Origin of the sequence: Paenibacillus mellifer (assembly GCF_023195895.1) — a bacterium.
Lineage (GTDB): Bacteria > Bacillota > Bacilli > Paenibacillales > Paenibacillaceae > Fontibacillus > Fontibacillus mellifer.
On the sequence record NZ_JALPRK010000006.1, the window covers coordinates 21432 to 43129 of the forward strand.

Here is a 21698-nt window from a genome sequence, read left to right on the forward strand (position 1 = left end):
GGAGAGTTGCGAAAAGGAAGCGATTGACACTATCAAAAAGGGAGCGATCAAATTTGAAAAAAACCCTGTTAAGCATGTTCATGCTGGTTCTGGCGATTACGCTGGTGATCAGCGGCTGTTCGGGCAAAAATACAGAGAGCTCGAACAATGCCCCAGGCAACGGTTCGTCCGGCGGCGCCGAAGCGTCGAAGCCGGTGGAAGTCAGCGTCTTCGCCGTTCAGGAGTCGGGGATCGACATTCCGAACAACAAGTTTACGAAGTTTTTGGAAGAGAAGTTCAACATCAAGTTTAATTGGCAGATCAACCCGTCCGACGGCGCGAAAGAGAAACGCCAAATCTCGCTGGCGAGCGGCGACTATCCGGAAGCCTACTTGCTGACGGCTTACATCGACGAGTTCTCCCAAGCCGACGTGCTCAAATACGGACAGCAAGGGGTATTGATCCCGCTGAATGATTTGATTGATAAATATGGACCGAATATCAAAAAAGCGATGGAAGAATCGCCGGAAATGAAAGCGCTGTATACCGCTCCGGACGGAAACATCTACGGGTTGGGCGCCTATACGGAATGCTTCCACTGTTCCTACCCGAACAAAATGTGGGTGAACACCGAATGGCTGAAGAAGCTGAACCTGGAAGAGCCTAAAACGACGGAAGAATTCAAGGCGATGCTGCAAGCGTTCAAAACGAAAGATCCGAACGGCAACGGCAAGGCCGACGAAGTGCCGCTCAGCGGTTCCACGGAGGATTTCGGCGTGCGTATCGTACCGTATTTGATGAACGCCTTCGTTTATGATGACGACCGCAATTACTTGAACATGGAAAACGGCAAGGTGGTCTCCGCGGCGATCAAGCCGGAATGGAAGGAAGGCTTGGCCTACATCAAATCGTTGTATGATGAAGGGTTGATCGACCCGGGTGCCTTTACGCAAAACGCCGAAGCCTATAAGAAAATCGGCGAAAACGCGGATGCGGAAATCCTTGGCGCCGGCGCGGGCATGCATCCAGCCATTTTCGTGAACATTGATCCGGGCAATACCCGTTCCGCGCACTACAACCCGCTGGCTCCTTTGGCGGGGCCAAACGGGGTATCGTTCACCACGCATGATGCCGGGGGCGTTACCTCTGGAGCGAAATTCGTCATTACGAACAAAGCCAGCGAAGAGGTCCAAATCGCCTTGATCAAAGCGATCGACTACCTGTACACGCCGGAAGGGCAAACCAATGCCGGCACAGGGATGAAAGGCATCGACTGGACCGATCCGGAGCCAGGCGATAAGGCGCTGGGCGAAGGCGTAACGCCGATGGTCAAGACCATTCCGATGAAGGAAGGCGAAGCGCCGCGCAACGCGGGCTGGAGCGGGATGGGCCATTTTTACATGCCGAAGGAATACCGCGACACTTGGGTTCAGGGCGAAGACATCTATGCTTCGGACGGTTATGAACGCAGATTGTACAACGCCACGCTGCTGTATCAGGGACATGAACCGAAGGAGATTTTCCCGATCTGGTCAATTTGGATCGATCCGAGCGAAATCGATGAAGCCAGCATGCTGCAAACGAACCTGAAAAATTACATCGAGCAAAGCCAGCTGCAATTCATCACCGGCAACAAGGATTTGAACAAGGATTGGGACGCTTACGTGCAAGGTCTGAAGGATCTTAAGCTGGACCGCTATCTGGAGATTCTGCAAGAGGCTTACGACCAATCGGCGAAATAATAGAACTTTCGCGCCGCCACGCCTTCGGGCAGCCGGCGGCGCGGATCACGGAAGCCGGCCTGTCGGGCCGGCGTTCCGTTTTTCATGGGATATCGACGGATAGAGAGGAGCGGATGGAGATGCCCGATACAGACACGGGCGTGCCGGGATTGACGCCTGGACACGCATGGATCGTCCCCCGCATGGGGCTGCCTCGGGTCTGCGCCAAGCGGGCCGGGGACGGGGATGTTACGGTCGCTTTTTTGGGAGGCTCCATTACGGAAGGGGCAGGTGCCTCGGCGGCGGACGAGACCAGTTGGCGTGCGTTGACCGAGAAATATTTGCGGAAGCGGCTGGACGGACGGCTGCTGCGCTGCATCAACGCCGGCGTGGGAGGCACCGATTCGACCCTGGGGGCGCACCGTTTGCGGGAGCATGTGCTCCGGGAGGGGCAGGTCGACCTGCTGTTTGTGGAATTCAGCGTCAACGACGGCGAAGACCGGGAGGAGTCGCTGCGCGGCATGGAGGGGATTGTCCGCCAATGCCGGCGGTTGTCGCCGGCGACGGACCTTTGCTTTATCTACACGGGAGCGGAGAAGAACCTGACGTCCTTGCGGCCCTTTAATATTGCCGTTCATGAAGAAGTGGCGGAGCATTACGGCATTCCTTCCATAAATTTTGCCGCCGGCGTGTATGGGTTGATCCAAGAAGGGAGAGTGGAGTGGGGGGATCTTGCCCCTGACGGCTATCACCCAAACGATGAGGGGCATGCGCGGTATGCCCAATTCCTGCGGGAGTATCTGGATGCGGCCTTATTTGCCGGGAAGTCGGTTTCTTCTGGGCAGATCCGCAAGCTGCCCGGCGAGCCCCTGATCGCCGGAAATTACGAGCATGCCGCCATGCTGATCTATGAAGCCGCCGACTATTCGGAGCACTTCCGGATCCGCAAGCTGCGGCCGAACGAACCGCTGATGAATTGGCGGTACTCCACGGAGCATGTATTCGCCGAAGCATCGGGCGCCAGCTTGACCTTTCAGGTTGAAGGCCGGGGCGCGGGCATGCTGCTGCTCTGCGGTCCCGACACCGGGATCCTTGAATATTCGGTTAACGGAGCGCCCTATGTGGCGGTCAATCCATTCGACGACTGGTGCATCGGGGCTTACCGCCCGGTGCCGGTGCTGTTCCCGGCGCTGGAGCATTACGGGGAACTTCAGGTAAAGGGCCGCAACACGGGCCGGAAGGATGAGCGAAGCAAGGGTACGGGACTGCGGATCTTAAAGCTGTTGACTTCCTAAGGGGAGTCGGCACAAGATGAGAGTAACGAGGACTAGGGGGGATACGGATGCGCTGGGAGCAGGAAGAAAGGAAAGGGGATAGAGTTTCCTTTGGCGAAGAGAAATCGGTAACCGTGATCTCTTTGAGCGATTACGGGGCCCGGCCGGATACGCAAGAGGATACGCAGCCGGCCTTGCGGATGGCACTGGAGGCGGCCGCGCGGGCGGAGGGCCCGGTCGTGCTGGATGTGCCGTTCGGGCGGTATCATTTTTACCCGCAGTCGGCCATCCGGGCTCCTTATTATGTGACCAATACGGCAAGCGAAGAGGAGCAATCCGACGTCACGAAGACGATCGGTATGCTGCTGAAAGGGAGACGACGGTTGACCATCATGGGGAACGGGGCCCTGTTCCTGTTTCACGGCAAGCAGACGATGCTGTTGATCGACGGCTGCGAAGACATCGCCATCCTCGACCTTCGCTTCGATTACGCCGTGCCGACGGTGACGGAAATGACGGTGGAGTGTTGCGAGCAAGAGGGGGGCTGGATGGAGGCGGCGGTGCATCCGGATTCGAAGTATGAAGTGAAGGAAGGCCGGCTGGAATGGATCGGCGAGGACTGGCGCTTTCAAGCCGGGCCGATGCAGCTCTGCGATCCGACCGAAAATACGACTTGGCGGGTGGACAACTGGCTGGAGCAGGCGGCCACGCGGACGGAGGAAGCGGGCTCCGGACGGTTAAGGTTTTATTTTGGCGACGGCTTACCTGAGGGGCTGGCCCCCGGCCGCATCATACAGATGCGGGACGGCATCCGCGATCAGGTCGGAGTCCTTGTAAGCGAAAGCTCGGGCATCACGTTCTCCGGCTGCGGCGTGCATTTTATGCATGGGCTCGGGATGGTCGGGCAATTCAGCGAAAATCTCGTCTTCGAGCGCCTGGACTTGTCGCCGCGCGCCGACAGCGGCCGGACGGTTGCCGGCTTCGCCGATTTCATCCATCTGTCGGGTTGCCGGGGACGGATCGCCATCCGGGATTGCCGGTTTGCCGGTGCGCACGACGACGCGATCAACGTCCACGGCACTTACCTGCGAATCGTCGGCCGTCCGGCGCCGAACCAGGTGGTCGTTCGGTTTATGCATCCGCAAACCTACGGATTGCCGGCTTTTCGCGCTGGAGACGAGGTCGGCTTCGTCGAGGCGGATTCACTCGCGACGCAGGGAACCGGCTTGGTAAGCGAGGTTCTTCGGTTAAGCCCCCGCGAGCTGATGCTTACGCTGGAGCGCCCGGCGCCGGAGAACATAGGGCCGCGGGACGTGGTGGAGAACGTCACCTGGTCGCCGGAGGTGGAAATCACGGGCAACCATTTCGCCCGCATTCCGACACGCGGGGTGTTGGCTTCCGTACGCGGGCGGACCGTGATCCGCGGCAACGTGTTCGAACGAACGCGGATGAGCGCCATTCTGGTCGCTGCCGATGCGAATTCCTGGTACGAGTCGGGCGCGGTCCGGGACATGGAGATCGGGGGGAACCGGTTTATCGGGTGCGGCGACGATGCCCAAGCGGTCATCGCGATCGTGCCGGAGAACCGGGAAGCGCTCCCGGAAACGACCGTTCACCGCGGGATAACGATCGTCAACAATCGCTTCGAGCCGGAGCCAGGAGGCCTGCTGCTATCCGCGCGCAGCACGAAGGAATTGGTGTTTCGCGGGAATGAAGTTTGGTCCGCGTCCTCTGGCGGATTCGACCCGGAGCGACTCGTCCGGCTGGAGGCTTGCCCGGGTGCGGTGATTGAGGACAACGTCTTCTGCGGCGATGAAGCGCGGGGGAACGAGAAATAAGAACAGGCAGGGGAGGAAGGGACGATGGAGCAAAACACGAAGCTGCAGTACGACAGGCCGGCTACGGTCTGGACCGAGGCGCTCCCGGTCGGAAACGGGCGCCTCGGCGCGATGGTTTACGGCGGGGTGGAGCGGGAAACGATCAGTCTGAACGAGGATACCTTATGGTCCGGTTATCCGCGCGATTGGAACAATCCATCCGCCCGGCAGGTATTGCCCGAAGTGCGGAAGCTCGTTCGGGAAGGCCGATACGAAGAGGCGGACCGGCTGGGACGTCAAATGCTGGGACCCTATACGGAATCCTATTTGCCGTTCGGCGACTTGCAGTTGACGTTTGAGCATGGGGTGGCTTGCCGGAGCTACCGGCGCACGCTGGACTTGGCGAACGCCGTCCACCTGACGGAATACGCCGTCGGGGAAGTGACCTATACGCGGGAGATCTTCGCATCCCACCCCGATCGGGTGATCGCCTTGCGGCTGACGTGCAGCCGGGCGGGGGCGCTCGCCTTTCACGCGCGGCTTGATAGCCCGCTCCGCCATACCGCCGTCGTGGAAAACGACGCATTCGCAATGCGGGGGACGGCGCCGGAACGGGTGGAGCCGAACTACGTGAGCGCGGATCGCCCGATCCGGTACGGCGACCCGGCCATCTCGCCGGCGATGGCTTTCGAAGGCCGGCTGGCGGTTGCCGAAACCGATGGCCGGGTCAGTCTCGACGGCACCGGAATTCGCGTGCTGGATGCGACGGAAGCGGTGTTGTACTTCAGCGCGGCCACCAGCTTCGACCGGTTCGATCAGGTTCCGGGCGCGGGGCGGCCGGGACCTTTGCCGGCAGCCGTGGCGGCGGCGCGCGCCGAGGCCGACTTGGCCGGCGCATTGGCCGGCCGCTATTCGGAGCTTCGGGCCCGGCATATCGAGGATTATCGGGCCCTATTTGGCCGCGTCAGCTTGCGGCTAGGCGAATCGCCGGCGGCGGATGGGATGGACACGGAGCGGCGAATCGTGGAATACGGCGCTTCCGACCCGGGCCTGGTCGAGCTGTTGTTCCATTACGGCCGGTATTTGCTGATCGCCAGCTCCCGGCCCGGCACGCAGGCAGCCAACCTGCAAGGCATCTGGAACGCGATGACCCGGCCGCCATGGAGCAGCAACTGGACGCTGAATATCAATGCGGAGATGAACTATTGGCCGGCCGAGGCGTGCAACCTCGCGGAATGCCACTGGCCGCTCCTGGAGATGATCGGCAACCTGGCCGAAAACGGGGCCAAAACGGCCGCCGTCAACTACGGCACCCGCGGCTGGACTGCCCATCATAATTCGGACATCTGGGGGCAAACCGCCCCGGTGGGCGATTACGGGGATGGCGATCCCGCCTGGGCGCTTTGGCCGATGGGCGGCGTCTGGTTGACGCAGCATCTGTGGGAGCATTACGTGTTCGGCGGGGATGTCGCCTATTTGCATGATTTTGCATACCCCATTCTGAAGGACGCCGCCCTGTTTGCCCTCGACTGGCTGATCGAAGACGAGTCGGGCCGTCTCGTGACCTCGCCGTCCACCTCGCCGGAACATAAATTCCGTACGGCGGAAGGCGTGGCGGCGATTAGCGAAGGATCGACGATGGACCTCTCGCTGATCTGGGAGCTATTTACGAACTGCATCGAAGCGGCGGGCGTGCTCGGCATCGACGAGGCGTTTCGCGAGGAGTTGCGGCAGGCCCGCGAACGGCTGCTGCCGCTGCAGGTCGGGAAGTATGGGCAACTGCAGGAGTGGAGCCGGGATTTCGAGGACGAAGACGTCCACCATCGGCACACTTCCCATCTGGTGGGCGTGTATCCCGGCCGCCAGTTGTCGGCGGAGGAAACGCCGGAACTGTTCGCCGCGGCGCGGCAGGTGCTGGAGCGGCGGGGCGATGAAAGCACCGGCTGGAGCCTGGGCTGGCGGGTGGCCTTGTGGAGCCGGTTCGGCGACGGAGACCGGGCGTTGCGGCTGCTCGGCAATATGCTGCGGCTAGTGAAGGACGGCGAAACCGAGCGCTACAATCACGGCGGCGTATACGCCAGCCTGCTGGGCGCCCATCCGCCGTTCCAGATTGACGGCAACTTCGCCGCATCGGCCGGGATCGCCGAGATGCTGCTGCAGTCGCATCTCCCTGCGCTGGTCCTGCTGCCCGCTTTACCGGAAGCTTGGCCGGACGGCGAAGTCCGGGGCCTTCGCGCCCGCGGCGGCTTCGAGGTGAGCCTGCGCTGGGCGAACGGCAAATTAGCCGAGGCGGAAATCGTCTCGACGCTGGGGCATGCCTGCCGCGTTCGCAACGGGCTTGGCGGGGACACGCCGCTGGTCGTTTACCACGGCGCCGCTAAGGTAGCCGCAGAACGGACCGCGGAAGGCGAAACCCGATTTGCGACGGAATCGGGAGAAACGTATCGGCTGGTGCCGGATGACCCGGTGGCCGGGAAGGAGTGAAGGGGATGAAGGAAAACGCAGCGGAGCGCGGTTCAACCAGGCTCTGGTATGACAAGCCGGCCACGGCGTGGCCGCAGGGGCTGCCCGTGGGCAACGGGCGGATCGGCGCCGTCGTGATGGCCGCGCCGGACCGCGAGGTCTGGAACCTGACCGAGTCGACCTATTGGTCGGGCCGAGCGGACGAGGGGGTACCCGCCGCGACCGGAGGCAAGGCGGCGCTGGCGGCGATCCGCGAGCGGCTGTTCGCCGGCGATTACGCCGGCGGCGACCGGCTGGCGAAGCAGGCGTTGCAACCGCCCAAGCCGAACTTTGGCACCCATCTGGCGATGTGCGATGTGGTGATTGAATTTGCCGGGAGCGGGGAGGAGACGGATGTGGGCGGTCCTGGCGGCCCTGGCGGATTCGCCCCGGCCCGGTCCGGTGAACCCGGCCGGACCGGGATGTCCGGCGGGTCCTTCGCTCCCTTCCGGCGCGAGCTGGACTTGGCGACCGCTCTGCTGACGGCGACCGCCGGCCCTCCCGGATCGACCCTGGTCCGCGAGCTGTTCGCTTCCCATGCCGACGATGTCCTCGTCTCGCGGATAGGGAGCGAAGCGGCGGGCGGCGTCTCGTTTACGCTCGCCATCGCGGGGCTCACGCCCGAGTTCGCGGTATCGGCGGAGGGGGACGCGGCGCTCGAATTCCGCGGCCGGGCAACGGAGACGGTGCATAGCGACGGCACTTGCGGCGTTATGTGCCGCGGCCGCATCGAGCTTGAGACCCGAGGCGGCAGCATCCGCGTCCAGAACGGCCGGCTGGTTGTCACCGGGGCGGACGAAGCCTGCATTTACCTGGCCGTCGCCACGGACTACCGCAGCGAGTCGCGCGCGTGGGAGCGGGCGGCCCGGCTGCAGACCGCCCTGGCGTTGTCCAAGGGTTACGAGCGCCTGCGGGCGAGTCATTTGGCCGACTACGAGCCGCTGTTCCGGCGGGTATCCATCGATCTTGGCTTTTCCAGGGCGGCGGATTTGCCTACGGACCAACGGATGCAGCTGCTGCGGAAGGAAGGCGGCAGCGATCCCCAGTTGTTCGCTTTATTTCTGCAGTACGGCCGCTATTTAACTTTGGCCGGCTCGCGGGAGGATTCGCCGCTGCCCTTGCATCTGCAAGGCGTCTGGAACGATGGCGAAGCTTGCCGCATGGGCTGGAGCTGCGATTACCACCTCGACGTGAACACGGAGATGAATTATTATCCGACGGAGGCGGTCCACCTTGGCGAAAGCCAACTGCCTTTGATGCGGTATCTGGAGGATTTGGCCCGGGCGGGCCGGAAGACGGCTCGGGACGCCTATGGTTCGCCGGGGTGGGTGGCGCATGTTTTCTCCAACGTATGGGGATTTACGGAGCCGGGTTGGGACACCTCGTGGGGATTAAACGTCACCGGCGGGTTATGGCTGGCCATGCAAATGATCGAGCATTACCGGTACGGGCTGGACCGCGCGTTCTTGGAGAAGCAGGCGTATCCGGTGCTGCGCGAAGCGGCGTTGTTCTTCCTCGACTACATGACGGTGCATCCGAAATACGGATGGCTCGTGACCGGGCCGTCGAATTCCCCGGAGAACCATTTCTACCCGGGGCGTCCGGAAGAAGGCCACTGGCAGCTGTCCATGGGACCAACGTTGGACCAAGTGCTCGTGCGGGAGTTGTTTACGTTTTGTCTCGAGGCCGCGGAGCTGCTGGAGGGGGATGTGGATCTGCGCGAGCGCCTGGTCTCTGCCATCTCTATACTGCCCCCGCTGCAAGTCGGCCAAAAAGGCCAACTGCAGGAATGGCTCGAGGACTTCGAAGAGGCGCAGCCGGAGCATCGCCATTTGTCGCATCTGTTCGCGTTGTACCCGGCGCATCAGATCACGCCGGAGGAAACGCCGGAGCTGGCTGCCGCGGCCCGGGTGACGCTGGAGAACCGCATGCAGCAGGATGAACTCGAGGATATCGAGTTTACGGCGGCGCTGTTCGGGTTGTTCTTTGCCCGGTTGCGCGATGGAGACCGCGCCTTGAAGCATATTTCGCACCTGGTCGGGGAGCTGTGCTTCGACAATTTGTTCAGTTATTCCAAGGCCGGCATCGCCGGCGCGGAGACGAACATCTTCGTCATCGACGGCAACTTCGGCGGTACCGCAGTGATCGCAGAAATGCTGCTGCAGAGCCGTCCCGGCGGCGAAATCCGCTTGCTGCCGGCGCTTCCCGCGGCCTGGCCAACGGGCCGGGTGACGGGGCTGAGGGCGAAAGGCAATGCCGAGGTTGATCTTGCTTGGGAAGCGGGGCGGTTAACGACCGCGATGATTCGTACCCATTCGCCCGGGACGTTTACGTTATGCCTTGGCGACCGCCGGATTGCTTTCGAGGCCGAAACCGGCGGGGAATATCGGTTTGACGGCGCGCTTGCGCGTCAATAGCCGCGCAGTCGATAAGTTGAAGCATTTCACATACGGGGCCATCCTGCGGGAGGGCTCCTTTTTTATGGGGATCATGTGACCCCGATGTCTTCCATCTGACGCGAACTGTACCCTGCCTAGAAAGCGGTACTCCGCCAAGTTGGGGAAATGTACGCCGCGCAGCGCAAAGGTACCTTTACGCTCCCCCGGGCACGAGGTAACATCAAGCCTAGAAAGCGCTGTCATGGACGGCGCTCACCTTCAACACGGCAAGCAAGACAAGGGGGAGACACGTGAAAAAACTGCATTTGCTTAGCAATGCGCATCTGGATCCAGTTTGGCAATGGGAGTGGGACGAAGGAGCCTCCGCGGCGATTTCCACGTTCCGGGCGGCCGCGGACTTTTGCGAGGAATATGAAGGCTATATCTTCAACCATAATGAAGCGATCTTGTACCAATGGATCGAGGAGTACGAACCGGCGTTATTCGCCCGCATTCAAACGTTGGTCCAACAAGGCAAATGGCACATCATGGGCGGATGGTACCTGCAGCCGGATTGCAACATGCCGTCGGGCGAGTCGTTCGCGCGGCAGATTCTGCTCGGACGTGAGTATTTCCGCGAAAAATTCGGCGTGAAGCCAACGACCGCGATCAATTTCGATTCGTTTGGCCATACGCGGGGGCTCGTCCAAATCTTGCTGCAGGCGGGCTACGATTCGTACATTTTCATGCGTCCGGATGAGTTCCCGGCACTGCCGGCGCGGGATTTTATCTGGGAAGGGTATAACGGCAGCCGGCTGATGGCCCACAAGATCGAAGGCAGCTATAACTCGGCGCTGGGGAAGGCTCATGAAAAAATCGGCGAGTGGCTGGACCGTCACGGCGACGAGCCCATCGGTCTGATCCTGTGGGGCGTCGGCAATCATGGCGGCGGCCCGTCCCGTCTCGACCTGGACCGGATTGGGGAGATGATGCGGCGGCCCGGCGAATTCGAGTTGGTCCATTCCACGCCGGAGGCGTATTTCCGCGAGCTGCCGCAAGCCAAGGTGCTGCCGTCCTATGCCGGAGACCTGAATCCCCGCTTCGTCGGTTGCTATACCTCGATGATTCGCGTCAAACAGCGTCACCGGAAGCTTGAGAACGAGCTGTATGTGACGGAAAAAATGCTGTCCGCCGCCGCGTTACGGCACGCCCTCCCCTATCCGGCGGAGGAGTTGCGCGCAGCCTTGCGGGATCTGATGACGGCGCAGTTCCACGATATTTTGCCGGGGACGTCGATCCAGCCGGCCGAGGAAGCCTCGCTGCATTTGCTCAGCCACGGACTGGAAACCGTATCCCGCCTGAAAACGCGGGCCTTCTTCGCCCTGTCCGCCGGTCAGCCGAAGGCGCGGCCGCGTGAGTATCCGGTGCTGGTGTATAATCCGCATCCCTTCCCGGTCAAGGGGACCTTCGAATGCGAATTCATGCTGGAGGACCAGAACTGGGGGGAGGGGTTCTCGAATCCCGTCGTTTACCGGGACGGCGTGCCGACTCCTTGCCAGGCGGAGAAGGAGGAGAGCAATCTGAACCTCGATTGGCGCAAGCGGGTCGTGTTTGCAGCGGAATTGGCTCCGTCGTCGATAAACCGTTTCGACTGCCGGATCGAGATGTTGGACAACAAGCCGGTTCCGGTGCTGCCGGAGGTGAACGGGGCCTATCGGTTTCGGGGCGAGGACCTGGAGGTCGCGATTAACCCCCGCTCCGGCCTGATCGACGAATACCGTATTCACGGCGGCGAGTCGCTGCTTCGGCCGGGGGCTTTCGCGGCGCTCGCCATCAGGGATAACGAGGACCCGTGGCGCATGGATACCCATGCGTTCCGCGAGATCGCCGGTCGCTTCGAGCTGATGGATCCGGCGGAGGGAAGCGCCTTTTCCGGCACCCGGACGACGCTGCCTACCGTTCGCGTTATTGAGGATGGCGCGGTGCGAACGGTCGTCGAGGCGGTATTTCGGTACCGGGATTCTTTCCTCGTTCAAACTTACAAGCTGCCGAAGCGGGGGACGGAGGTCGAAATCGGATTGCGCGTTTATTGGAACGAGAAGGACACGATGCTGAAGCTGGCCGTGCCAACCGTGTTTGGCAGTCATGGGCGATTCCGCGGCCAGACGGCCTTTGGCATCAGCGACTTGCCGGAGGACGGCACAGAGGCCGTTGCCCAGAAATGGGTGGCTGTCCTTGGGGAGACGCCGGAGGGTCGACGGATGTTGACCTGCATCAACGACGGGACCTACGGCTGCGACTACCTGGACGGCGAACTGCGGCTGTCGCTGTTGCGCAGCCCGGGCTATTGCGCCCATCCGATCGGGGATCGGCCGATCCTGGCCCAGGATCGTTTCTCGCCGCGGATCGACCAAGGGGAGCATCGGTTCACCTTCTGGCTTAACGCGGGCGAAGCCGGGGACCGGGCCGTGCGCATTGACCGCGAAGCTGCCCTGCATAACGAGAGGCCGTACGCGTTGTCGTTTTTTCCGTCCGGGGATGGGGAATTGTCCGGGAAGCTGCTGGAGCTGGAGGATGAGGCAGTCCAGTTGAGCGCCTTCAAGCAATCGGAAGACGGGAACGGCTATATCCTTCGGTTATTCGAGCCCACGGGCCAAGCGAGAAGCACGGCGATCGCGATACCGGCGCTGGGCCTTCGTGAGGAGGTTCGCCTGAACGGCTTCGAAATCGCCACGTATCGCATTGATCCGAAGGCGGGGACCCTCCAGTCCGTCGATTTAGATGAGTACCCGACTTCAAGGGAAGGAGCGAATCCCCATCATGCCCAATAAGAAAAACAGCAAAACGAAGAGGCCCTCCGGCAAGAAGGCAACCGGAAAAGCACAGGCAGGATCGGCCAAATTCGTGATTACTCTTATCGCCGCCGGGATCGTCGTATTGGCCGCCGCGGTCCTGCTGTGGAAGAACGGCGATTCCGCAGCTTCCGGCTTGAACGGACTGCCCAATTATACGGAGATCCGCGGCGATTACGATGCCGAAGGGTTGAAATACGAGAAGCAGCCGCATCTCGGCCGCCGCGATGCCCCCGTCAAAGTCATCGAATTCGCCGATTTCAAATGCCCCGCCTGCCAGAAGTGGGAGGAGACCTATATGGAACGCTTCCAGCGGGAGTATCTCGATACCGGCAAAGCGGAGCTGTATTTCATGAACTTTGCCTTCATCGACCGGGATTCGATTATGGCCGCCGGGGCGGGCGAAGCGATCTATGCGCAGTCGAACGAGAAGTTTTGGGAGTTCAAACGCAAGCTGTACGAGCACCAAGGCGACGAAACGCAAATCTGGGCGACGCCGGCGTTCTTGCTTGATTTCGTCAAGGGCAACATGCAGGGCATCGATTTCGAACGGTTTCAAAAAGACCTCACGGAGCATGCCTATCTGCTCCCGGTCAAGGAGGATTTCAAGACCGCCGGCAATTACGGCGTTAACGGCACGCCGCAGTTCATGGTCAACGGCAAGCTGCTGAGCGGCTCTACCTATGAGGAGCTGGCCGCGGCGATCGATGCGCAGCTGCCATGATCTGTAAAACCCAAAGGAAAGCTCTTCGGCAGCATAAGGGGTTTCCGAACTCATGACGATGCTTTTCCTTGCCTGGCCGGCATGATATAGTTACACCAGAACCTGTGCGAGTGAGGGGGAAGGGTCGTGTATCAAAAGCTGGTTGCGTATTGTTTGTCCAAAAAAGGGGCCGTCCAGGAGTATCCTTTTGGCCCGGAAACGACGGTCATGAAGGTCGGGGGGAAAATGTTCGCCTTGCTGCCCGTCACGTCCGATGATGGGGCGGCGAGCATCTCCTTGAAATGCGATCCCGTGATCGCCGCTAATCTCCGGGAACAGCACGCCTGCGTGAAGCCGGGGTACCACCTGAACAAGAAGCATTGGAATACGGTCACGGCGGACGGCAGCCTGCCGATGGATGACTTGCGGGCCATGATCGATCATTCCTACGACTTGGTGCTCGGCAGTTTGACGAAAGCGGCCCGCGAGGCGGTCCTGATGCGCATCGGCGGATAACGCCCGGGCCTTGGGGGCTCTGGCTGTCCGGGGTTTACCCCTTGGGAATGCCGCGATATTCGGTCGGGGAGTACCCCATGATTTTCTTGAATAGCCGCGAAAAATAATACGGGTCGGACAGGCCGACCGCACCGGCGATCTCTTTGACGCTTAAGCCGGTGAGGTCGAGAAGCTGTCCGGCCCGCTGCATTTTCAGCCGCAAAAAATACTCGATCGGCGGGAGACCCGCCTCGCGGTTGAACAGGTACACGAGATGCTGCTTCGACACCCCGACCTGCTTCGCCAGTTCGGGGAGCGAGACGCTCTCCGTCAGCCGTTCGGTCATGTAGCGGACCGCCTCGTCGAAATAGCGCTCGCGTTTGCGGGCCTGCGCCGAACGCTCGGCGCTGAGCCCGATGCTGCTGAGCAGGTGGCGCATCGTCTGGGCAACATGGATTTGCGCGGGGAGGGAATAGTGCTTGTCGTAGAGCAGGCGGTAGCACTGTTCAAACTGCTCCAGCAGCTGGGCATGCACGCTGAGCGGCAGCCGGACGGGGCCACCCTGATCCAAGCCGTAGGTGCGGATCAGCTCCGCGGTATCCTCGCCCTGAAGATGAAACCAGTAAATGCTCCAGGGCTTGTCGGCCGACGCCCCGTACCGATGCGGCGTACCTGCCGGGACGACCGCCAGTTGACGCTCCGTCAACGGATAGCTCCTATCCGTGCTGCTCGATTCTTCACTCCATTCCACCCATCCCTCGCCCTCCACGCAATAGATGAAAATATGAGCGTCCGCCCCTTCGGGGCGCTCCCGAAAATGGTGCCGCGCATGCGGGAAAAAGCCGATATCGCTGACGAACAGCGGACGGGTCAGCGTGGAGATGTTCAGTTCTTTCAGCATATAATCCGGTTGAACGAACAGCTTCTGCGCATCAAAACCGTCAGGTTTGCGAATCTGGTTATCCACGGAACCCCCTCCTCATAAGAATATAGTCCATCATCTCCCGTATTTCGTCAATTGGAATTCCTCCGGGTCCGGGGTACATTGGGGTTACAACCGTTACAACCAACGAAGGGGAGGATTTCAATATGAACGATCGGCATCGAGGCGCCGCCCAAACGACCGCGGTAAGGGTCTGGGAAGAGGATAAGCTCATTCCGACGTACGGGGTTGGGGAGCCTGACAAGAACCCGATGTTTTTGGAGAAACGCGTGTATCAAGGCAGCTCCGGACGGGTCTATCCTCATCCGGTGATCGATAAGATTCACGACGAGAAGCAGGAGGTCAGCTACCGGCTGGCGATTTTGGAGAATGAGTACGTTCGGATCGAAATCATGCCGGAGCTGGGCGGGCGGATCTACCGCGCGCTCGATAAGACGAACAACTACGACTTCGTTTACTATAATCAGGTCATCAAACCGGCGCTGGTCGGCCTGGCCGGGCCGTGGATTTCCGGAGGCATCGAGTTCAACTGGCCGCAGCATCACCGGCCGAACACTTATGGCCCGGTCGAATACCGGCTGGAGCAAGGGGAGGACGGCAGCGCCACCGTTTGGGTCAGCGAGATCGACCGCATGTACGGTACGAAAATGACGGCCGGATTTACGCTGTATCCAGGCAAGGCGTATCTGGAAATCTCCGCGCAGCTGTACAACCGGACGCCGGAGCCGCAGACCTTCCTGTGGTGGGCCAACCCGGCCGTGGCGGTCAATGACCACACGCAGTCCGTGTTTCCGCCGGACGTTACCGCCGTGTTCGACCACGGCAAACGGGACGTCTCGCGTTTTCCGATCGCCACCGGCACGTATTACAAGATGGATTATTCGGAGGGTGTTGATATTTCCCGATACAAAAACATCCCGGTGCCCACGTCCTATATGGCTTATAAATCCGACTACAATTTCGTAGGCGGATACGACCACGGCGTGCAGGCCGGCCTGCTGCACGTGGCCAATCATCACATCTCCCCGGGGAAGAAGCAGTGGACTTGGGGGAACGGCGAATTTGGCCAGGCGTGGGACCGCAACCTGACGGACGAAGACGGCCCGTACATTGAACTGATGACCGGGGTGTATACCGACAATCAGCCGGATTTCACCTGGCTGCAGCCCTACGAGGAGAAGTCGTTTAAGCAGTATTTTATGCCGTATAAAGACATCGGCGTCGTGAAAAACGCGTCGATCGAAGCGGCCGTCAACCTCGAGGTCGACGAGACGGCGCGTACGGCAACGGTGTTGGCTTATGCAACCTCCGATTATGAAGGGGCGGTCGTGGAGCTGAAGGGCGCACGCCGGGTCTACGTATCCGATGCGGTGCGCCTGTCGCCGGCCTCGACTTACAAATCGGTTGTCGCGCTGGACGAAAGCGACCAGCCGCATGACCTGATCGTGACCGTGCGCGACAGCGATGGACGGCTGCTGATTTCGTATCGCCCGGCCAAGCCGTCGATCGAGCAGGTGCCGGAAGCCGCTAAGCCGCTGCCCCAGCCGCAAGAGCTGAAAACGAACGAGCAGCTGTATCTGGCCGGCCTTCATCTGGAGCAGTACCGTCATGCCACGTTCGAGCCGGAAGCGTATTATCTGGAAGGCTTGAAGCGGGACGCCGGAGACATCCGCATCAACGTGGCCTACGGCACGCTGATGCTACGCCGGGGCCGGTTCGCCGAGGCCGAGGCGCATTTCCGCACGGCGGTGAAGTCGCTGACCTGGCGCAACCCCAACCCTTACGACAGCGAAGCGCTGTACCAGCTCGGGCTGGCGCTGCAGCTGCAAGGGCGGAACGAAGAGGCGTTCGCTGCCTTCTACAAATCCGTCTGGTCCGCCGCCTGGCAGGACAGCGGCTACTTCTCGCTGGCTTCGATCGCCTGCGGCCGCGGCAGCTATGCGGAAGCGCTCGAGCTGGTTACCCGCTCGCTGATCCGCAATAGCCGCAACTATAAGGCGCGGCATCTGAAAGCGGCGCTGCTGCGGAAGCTCGGGCGGCCGGCGGAAGCGCTCGGCTATGCCGACGAGACGTTGGCGCTCGACCCGGCCGACTTCGGCGCCGCGAATGAGCGCTGGGCCGCGCTGCTGGCCTTGGGCGATGCGGCTTCGGGCGCTGCGGCCTTGGCCGAGCTCCGGCGGTTGATGCGCGACGACGCGCATAACGCCTTGCAGCTGGCCGCGGATTACCTCGGCTTCGGCCTTTACGACGAGGCCGTGCAGGTGTTGCAGCGGATCGCGCCGGACGCGGAAACGCCGGCTTACCCGATGCTGCATTACACCTTGGCCTATGCGCTTGAACGGGCCGGACGCGGCGAATTGGCCGCGCGCCACCGGCAAGCAGGCGCCGCCGCGCCGGCGGATTACTGCTTCCCGAACAGCCTGACGGATCTGCTCGTGCTGCAAAGCGCGATCGAGGCAAACCCGGGCGATGCCAAAGCGCATTACTACCTCGGCAACTGGATGTACGACAAGAAACGCCCGGACGAAGCGATCGCCCACTGGGAGACCTCCCGGAAGGCGGACGCCGGGTTCCCGACCGTGCACCGCAATCTGGCGCTGGCTTATTTCAATAAGCGCGACGATGCGGACGCGGCGCGGGAAGCGCTGGAGACGGCGTTCGCCTTGAACACAGACGACGCCCGCGTGTTTTATGAATTGGACCAGCTCTACAAGAAGCTGGGCCGTCCGGCGGCGGAGCGCCTTGCTGCGCTGGAGCGACACCTGGCGCTGGTGGGCAAGCGAGACGATTTGTATCTGGAATACGTCACGCTGCAGAATACGCTGAACCGCCACGAAGAAGCCTTGCGGGCGCTGGAAGCCCGGAAATTCCATCCTTGGGAGGGCGGCGAAGGCAAAGTGACCGGGCAATATCGGTTTTCCCTCGTCGAGCTTGGGAAGCAAGCGCTGGAGGCCGGAAACGGCGAACGGGCGATCGAGCTGCTTGAGCGGGCGCTCGTCTATCCGGAAAATCTCGGGGAAGGCAAGCTCACCGGGGCACAGGAGAACGACATCCTGTATTACCTGGGCTGCGCTTATGAAGGGCAAGGCCGGCTTGAACTGGCGACGCCATATTGGCAGGCCGCCTCGCAAGGGCTCGAGGAGCCGGCCGGCGCGATGTACTATAACGATCAGCCGCCGGAGATGATTTTCTACCAAGGGCTGGCTTGGCGGAAGCTGGGCGTGGAGAAAGAAGCGAAACGCCGGTTCAACAAACTGGTCGACTATGCCGAGAAACATCTGTTCGATGAGGTCGAGTTCGACTACTTCGCCGTGTCGCTCCCGGATTTCCTCGTCTTCGAAGACGACTTGAACAGACGCAACGGAATCCACTGCCGCTTCATGTTGGGGCTTGGCAAGCTGGGCCTTGGCCAGGCGAAGGAGGCCGCCGAGCGGTTCGACGAAGTGATGGCTATGGAGCCGAGCCACCAGGGCGCAATGATCCATCGGCGGATGTGCCGCGGGTAAGCCGGCGGTATGGCGGGCCGGGCCGGGCCGCTGAGGGAACCCACCTGCCGTAATGGACGAACCGATGGATCGAAGAACCGGACGCAGGCGTATAGCGAAGAAAGGCATGAGGTTAGGCATGAGGGTAGCCATGAGGGTAGGATTGCGCTAACGCTTGCCACAACGCTTATTTGGCTTCAAATGGCGGTTTTGATTTTCTAACGCGGATCAGCGTGCTTATGGGGGCGATTGAGCCCCCTTTTTACTATAAAATGAGCAAATAAGGTGTCGGGTAAGCGTTAGATCCAGCGCCCCCCCTTTTTTGCTCAAATAGCGCCGGTCACAAGCGTTAGAGGGTCTAGATCACGTTGCATAGAGAGGGCAACCCGCGGCAAGCGGGCAAAATTCAACAACGTATCGCCTTACGGCTATCCAGTTGGAGGAGGAGTATGCGAATGATACAATGGCGCAAGACCCAAGTGGAAGCTTGGGATGCCTGGACGGGGGAAACCGGCCTCCTGGCGGTGACCGTGGTTCCGGAGCTTGGCGGCAAGGCCGTTTCGCTGCAGAATCGCAAGACCCGGCGCGAATGGCTGTGGCGGAGCGATAAACCGCTGGGGAACGGAGGTTACGGCACGTCCTTCGCGGCCGGCGACGAAAGCGGCTGGGACGAAATGTTCCCGGCCATCAACGTCGGCGCTTACCCGCAGGAGCCTTGGCAAGGCCGATCGATCCCCGATCACGGAGAGGTCTGGTCCCGGGCTTGGGAGCACCAGGCCGCGAACTCAGCCCTGACCTGCCGTATCGGCGGCGTACAATTTCCGTACATCCTGGAGAAAGCATATACTTTCCCCGCCGAAGACACGTTACGCGTCGAATACGCCGTTACGAACCTATCGGGCTCCCCCTTCGCCTTCCTATGGGCGGCGCATCCGCTGCTACAGGCACGGGAGGGCATGAAGCTCCATGTACCGGCCGATTTAACGGAGATCGAGGTCTCCTATTCCGCGGAGGGAAGGCTGGGGCCGTTCGGCGACAAGCAACCTTGGCCTCTGGCGCACGGCGCGGCCGGAGAGCGGGTTGACCTGCGCACGGTGGAGCCGAATGCCGGCCGGTTCGCGGAGAAATATTATTTCTCCGGCCGGCTCGGCGCCGGCTTTGCCGGGATCAGCGATCCCGCAACCGGCGAGGCGCTGATGTTCCGCTTCCCTGCGGACCGGGTGCCGTACTTGGCCGTCTGGGCCAACTACGGCGGGTTCGGCGGCAACTACCAGCTCGCCCTGGAGCCGGCCACGGGCCGCATGGACGAACTGGCCCATGCCGTCCGCCAAGGCGAAGCCGCTATCGTTCCGGCTCGCGGCGTGTATCGCTGGCATTTGGACGTTATGATCAGTTGGGTGGAATAGAATCTGCCCAGCCGATGCCCTTGATCGATTCTGATCTGTGACCTAAATTACGTCCCTTGCCGGGGGCCATACGCTAGAATGAGGACGAAACAGAATCCATGTGGAGGTAGGATGGCGAATGGCCCATAACAAGGGGAATAATCATAGAGGAAATGGGAAACCAGCTCCAAGCAACAAGACGGCGTACAACCGGACAACCCAAGGCAAGAAGAACGCCGGTAAGGGGAATGCAGGTAAATCTGTGGCTGGAAAAGGAAAGGACCGGGGGACCGCGAAATCCGGTCTGATTTTTGTGATCTCGTTGATTTTAATCGGGGCCTTGGTCATCACCTTGGCTATCGTTTTTCTGAAAGATTCGGGTTCTACCAGTTTGAAGGATCTCCCGAACTACACGGAAATTAAAGGCAACTACGCGGCTGAGGGATTAAAGTATGAGAAGCAACCGCACTTGGGCGATCCAAGCGCTAAGGTGAAGGTGATCGAATTCGCCGATTTCAAATGTCCGGCCTGCAAGAAGTGGGAAGAGATTTACATGTCCCAACTTCAAAAAGACTACATCGATACAGGCAAAATGGAGTTGTTCTTTACCAACTACGCATTTATTGACCGGGATTCGATCATGGCTGCGAGCGCAGGCGAAGCGATCGCAGCGCAGAGCAACGAGAAGTTCTGGGAATTCAAGAGTAAGTTATACGCGAACCAAGGCGAGGAGACGAAAATTTGGGCAACACCTGACTTTTTGCTCAACTTCGTGAAGAAGAACCTCGAGGGGATCGATTATGATCGGTTCGAGAAGGATTTAAAGGAACATACTTACATGCTGCCGGTCAAAGAAGATTTCAAAACCGCCGGCTATTACGGCGTCAACGGAACACCGCAGTTCATGGTCAACGGGGAATTGCTGCCGAGCTCCTCTTACGAGGAATTGGCGGCGGCGATCGAAGCGGAGTTGGCGAAGGTCGGCGGGAAATAGGATAAGGACGGCGAATTTCAACTTTTTTTATCTCGCCCCCCTCAAAATTCGACAGGTTTACGCAATAATCACTAAACACATCGATTGAGGGAGGAATTGGACAGATGAAGAAAAGCTGGTTTATTGCATTGTTTTGCGTCGTATCCATGGGGCTGCTTGCGGGTACCGCCATGGCCAAACCGGATCATGCAAACGGAGGTAATGGCGCCGCCAAGAAAGTGGAGGTCGCCAGTAAGAAGACGGTAGACACCGAAGAGGCTGCTCAGGCAGACAAAGGCAAAGTGGACAAGACAAAAACGGATAAAGCTGTAACAGAAGGGAAGGTTCAGGAGAAAAAAGAAGCTAAAGGCGCCAAAGAAGACAAGGCTAAAAAAGAAACGGTAACATCGGATACGTACGGCCCAGGACACAACGGCTACAAAGGTTTGCTGAAAGCTATCCAAAACGTCAAGGACAAGCCGTCGGGTGCGGTATTGGCCGATTTGCTCCTGACGAAATACGATACCAAGCTCACGGATGAGATGAAAGCGGAGCTTACGCAAATCAAGGAAGAGGCTGCGGCTTTATCCAAGGCTGCGGACCTGTTGGAGCAAGAGGGCAGCGTGACCGATGCGGTTTATTTACAGGAGGAAGCGGTGCTGGCGGACTTCACGAACATCGAATCGTACAAGAAGCTTGGCAAACTCTATGATAAGCTCGGGAAAAAAGGAGTTAAATTGTTCGTCAATGGCGAACAGCCTACAACGGACATAACACCGGTCGTTCAAGACGGCAGCACGCTGGTCCCATTCCGGGCCATTTCCGAAGCTCTGCAAGCTGAAGTCGCCTATAACCCGGCGGACAAGTCGATCACGGTGACGAAGGATGGCGTAACGCTGAAGCTGATCATTAATAGCAAAACGGCGTACGTGAATGGCGAACAGCAGACGTTGGACGCACCGGCCACCGTTATTGACGGCAGCACGGTTGTTCCAGTTCGATTCATTAGCGAAGCTTTTGAAGCGATCGTGAAATGGGAACCAAGCTCCCAATCGGTTGTCATCTATAATGAAAACACCGATACGACAACGAACAATGGAACGACCCCAACAACCCCTGCTCCAGACACAACAACAACTAGCACTACAGAACAACAATAAAACGGGATCAGAAAAGACGACCTTCCCAGGT

The 21698-nt window shown here is 60.2% G+C and carries 13 protein-coding genes; 12 read left to right on the forward strand and 1 reads right to left on the reverse strand.

Annotated elements, in window-relative coordinates:
* Window positions 1–53 precede the first annotated feature (53 nt).
* The 8 genes from M0651_RS08605 to M0651_RS08640 all read left to right on the forward strand — a co-directional run bounded on the left by M0651_RS08605 (window position 54) and on the right by M0651_RS08640 (window position 13742).
* A complete protein-coding gene (locus M0651_RS08605) occupies window positions 54–1721 on the forward strand; it encodes an extracellular solute-binding protein (protein ID WP_248551435.1) in 1668 nt (555 codons plus the stop codon).
* Between the two features lie 119 nt (window positions 1722–1840).
* Window positions 1841–2995, forward strand: a complete 1155-nt coding sequence (locus M0651_RS08610) for an SGNH/GDSL hydrolase family protein (RefSeq protein WP_248551436.1) — start codon at window positions 1841–1843, stop codon at window positions 2993–2995.
* Between the two features lie 47 nt (window positions 2996–3042).
* Window positions 3043–4812 (forward strand): right-handed parallel beta-helix repeat-containing protein, encoded by a 1770-nt coding sequence (locus tag M0651_RS08615; protein WP_248551437.1) that lies wholly within the window; start codon window positions 3043–3045, stop codon window positions 4810–4812.
* Window positions 4813–4836: 24 nt separating this feature from the next.
* The gene (locus M0651_RS08620) at window positions 4837–7275 is read left to right on the forward strand and encodes a glycoside hydrolase family 95 protein (protein ID WP_248551438.1); all 2439 of its coding nucleotides are present in this window, start codon (window positions 4837–4839) and stop codon (window positions 7273–7275) included.
* A 5-nt stretch (window positions 7276–7280) separates the two neighbouring features.
* Window positions 7281–9710 (forward strand): glycoside hydrolase family 95 protein, encoded by a 2430-nt coding sequence (locus tag M0651_RS08625; protein WP_248551439.1) that lies wholly within the window; start codon window positions 7281–7283, stop codon window positions 9708–9710.
* A gap of 272 nt (window positions 9711–9982) precedes the next feature.
* Window positions 9983–12502, forward strand: coding sequence for a glycoside hydrolase family 38 N-terminal domain-containing protein (locus M0651_RS08630; RefSeq protein ID WP_248551440.1), 2520 nt, complete (start codon window positions 9983–9985; stop codon window positions 12500–12502).
* The gene (locus M0651_RS08635; protein ID WP_248551441.1) at window positions 12492–13247 is read left to right on the forward strand and encodes a DsbA family protein; all 756 of its coding nucleotides are present in this window, start codon (window positions 12492–12494) and stop codon (window positions 13245–13247) included. The genes M0651_RS08630 and M0651_RS08635 overlap by 11 nt, the downstream gene beginning before the upstream one ends.
* A 126-nt stretch (window positions 13248–13373) precedes the next feature.
* Entirely contained in the window at window positions 13374–13742 is a 369-nt protein-coding gene (locus tag M0651_RS08640) for an MmcQ/YjbR family DNA-binding protein (protein WP_248551442.1), read from the forward strand.
* Between the two features lie 34 nt (window positions 13743–13776).
* Here M0651_RS08640 and M0651_RS08645 read toward each other — a convergent pair whose 3' ends face one another.
* Window positions 13777–14688: a helix-turn-helix domain-containing protein gene (locus M0651_RS08645; RefSeq protein WP_248551443.1), complete on the reverse strand. Its 912-nt coding sequence runs from the start codon at window positions 14686–14688 to the stop codon at window positions 13777–13779.
* Between the two features lie 122 nt (window positions 14689–14810).
* On the opposite strand from M0651_RS08645, the gene M0651_RS08650 reads away from it, so the two are divergent.
* From M0651_RS08650 to M0651_RS08665, 4 genes are all read left to right on the forward strand, one after another.
* On the forward strand, window positions 14811–18170 hold the full coding sequence (locus tag M0651_RS08650; protein WP_248551444.1) for a tetratricopeptide repeat protein: 3360 nt from the start codon (window positions 14811–14813) through the stop codon (window positions 18168–18170).
* A 434-nt stretch (window positions 18171–18604) separates the two neighbouring features.
* Window positions 18605–19555, forward strand: a complete 951-nt coding sequence (locus M0651_RS08655) for an aldose epimerase family protein (protein WP_248551445.1) — start codon at window positions 18605–18607, stop codon at window positions 19553–19555.
* A gap of 118 nt (window positions 19556–19673) precedes the next feature.
* Entirely contained in the window at window positions 19674–20528 is an 855-nt protein-coding gene (locus M0651_RS08660; RefSeq protein WP_248551446.1) for a DsbA family protein, read from the forward strand.
* A 104-nt stretch (window positions 20529–20632) separates the two neighbouring features.
* Window positions 20633–21667 (forward strand): copper amine oxidase N-terminal domain-containing protein, encoded by a 1035-nt coding sequence (locus tag M0651_RS08665; RefSeq protein WP_248551447.1) that lies wholly within the window; start codon window positions 20633–20635, stop codon window positions 21665–21667.
* The last annotated feature ends 31 nt before the right edge of the window (window positions 21668–21698 follow it).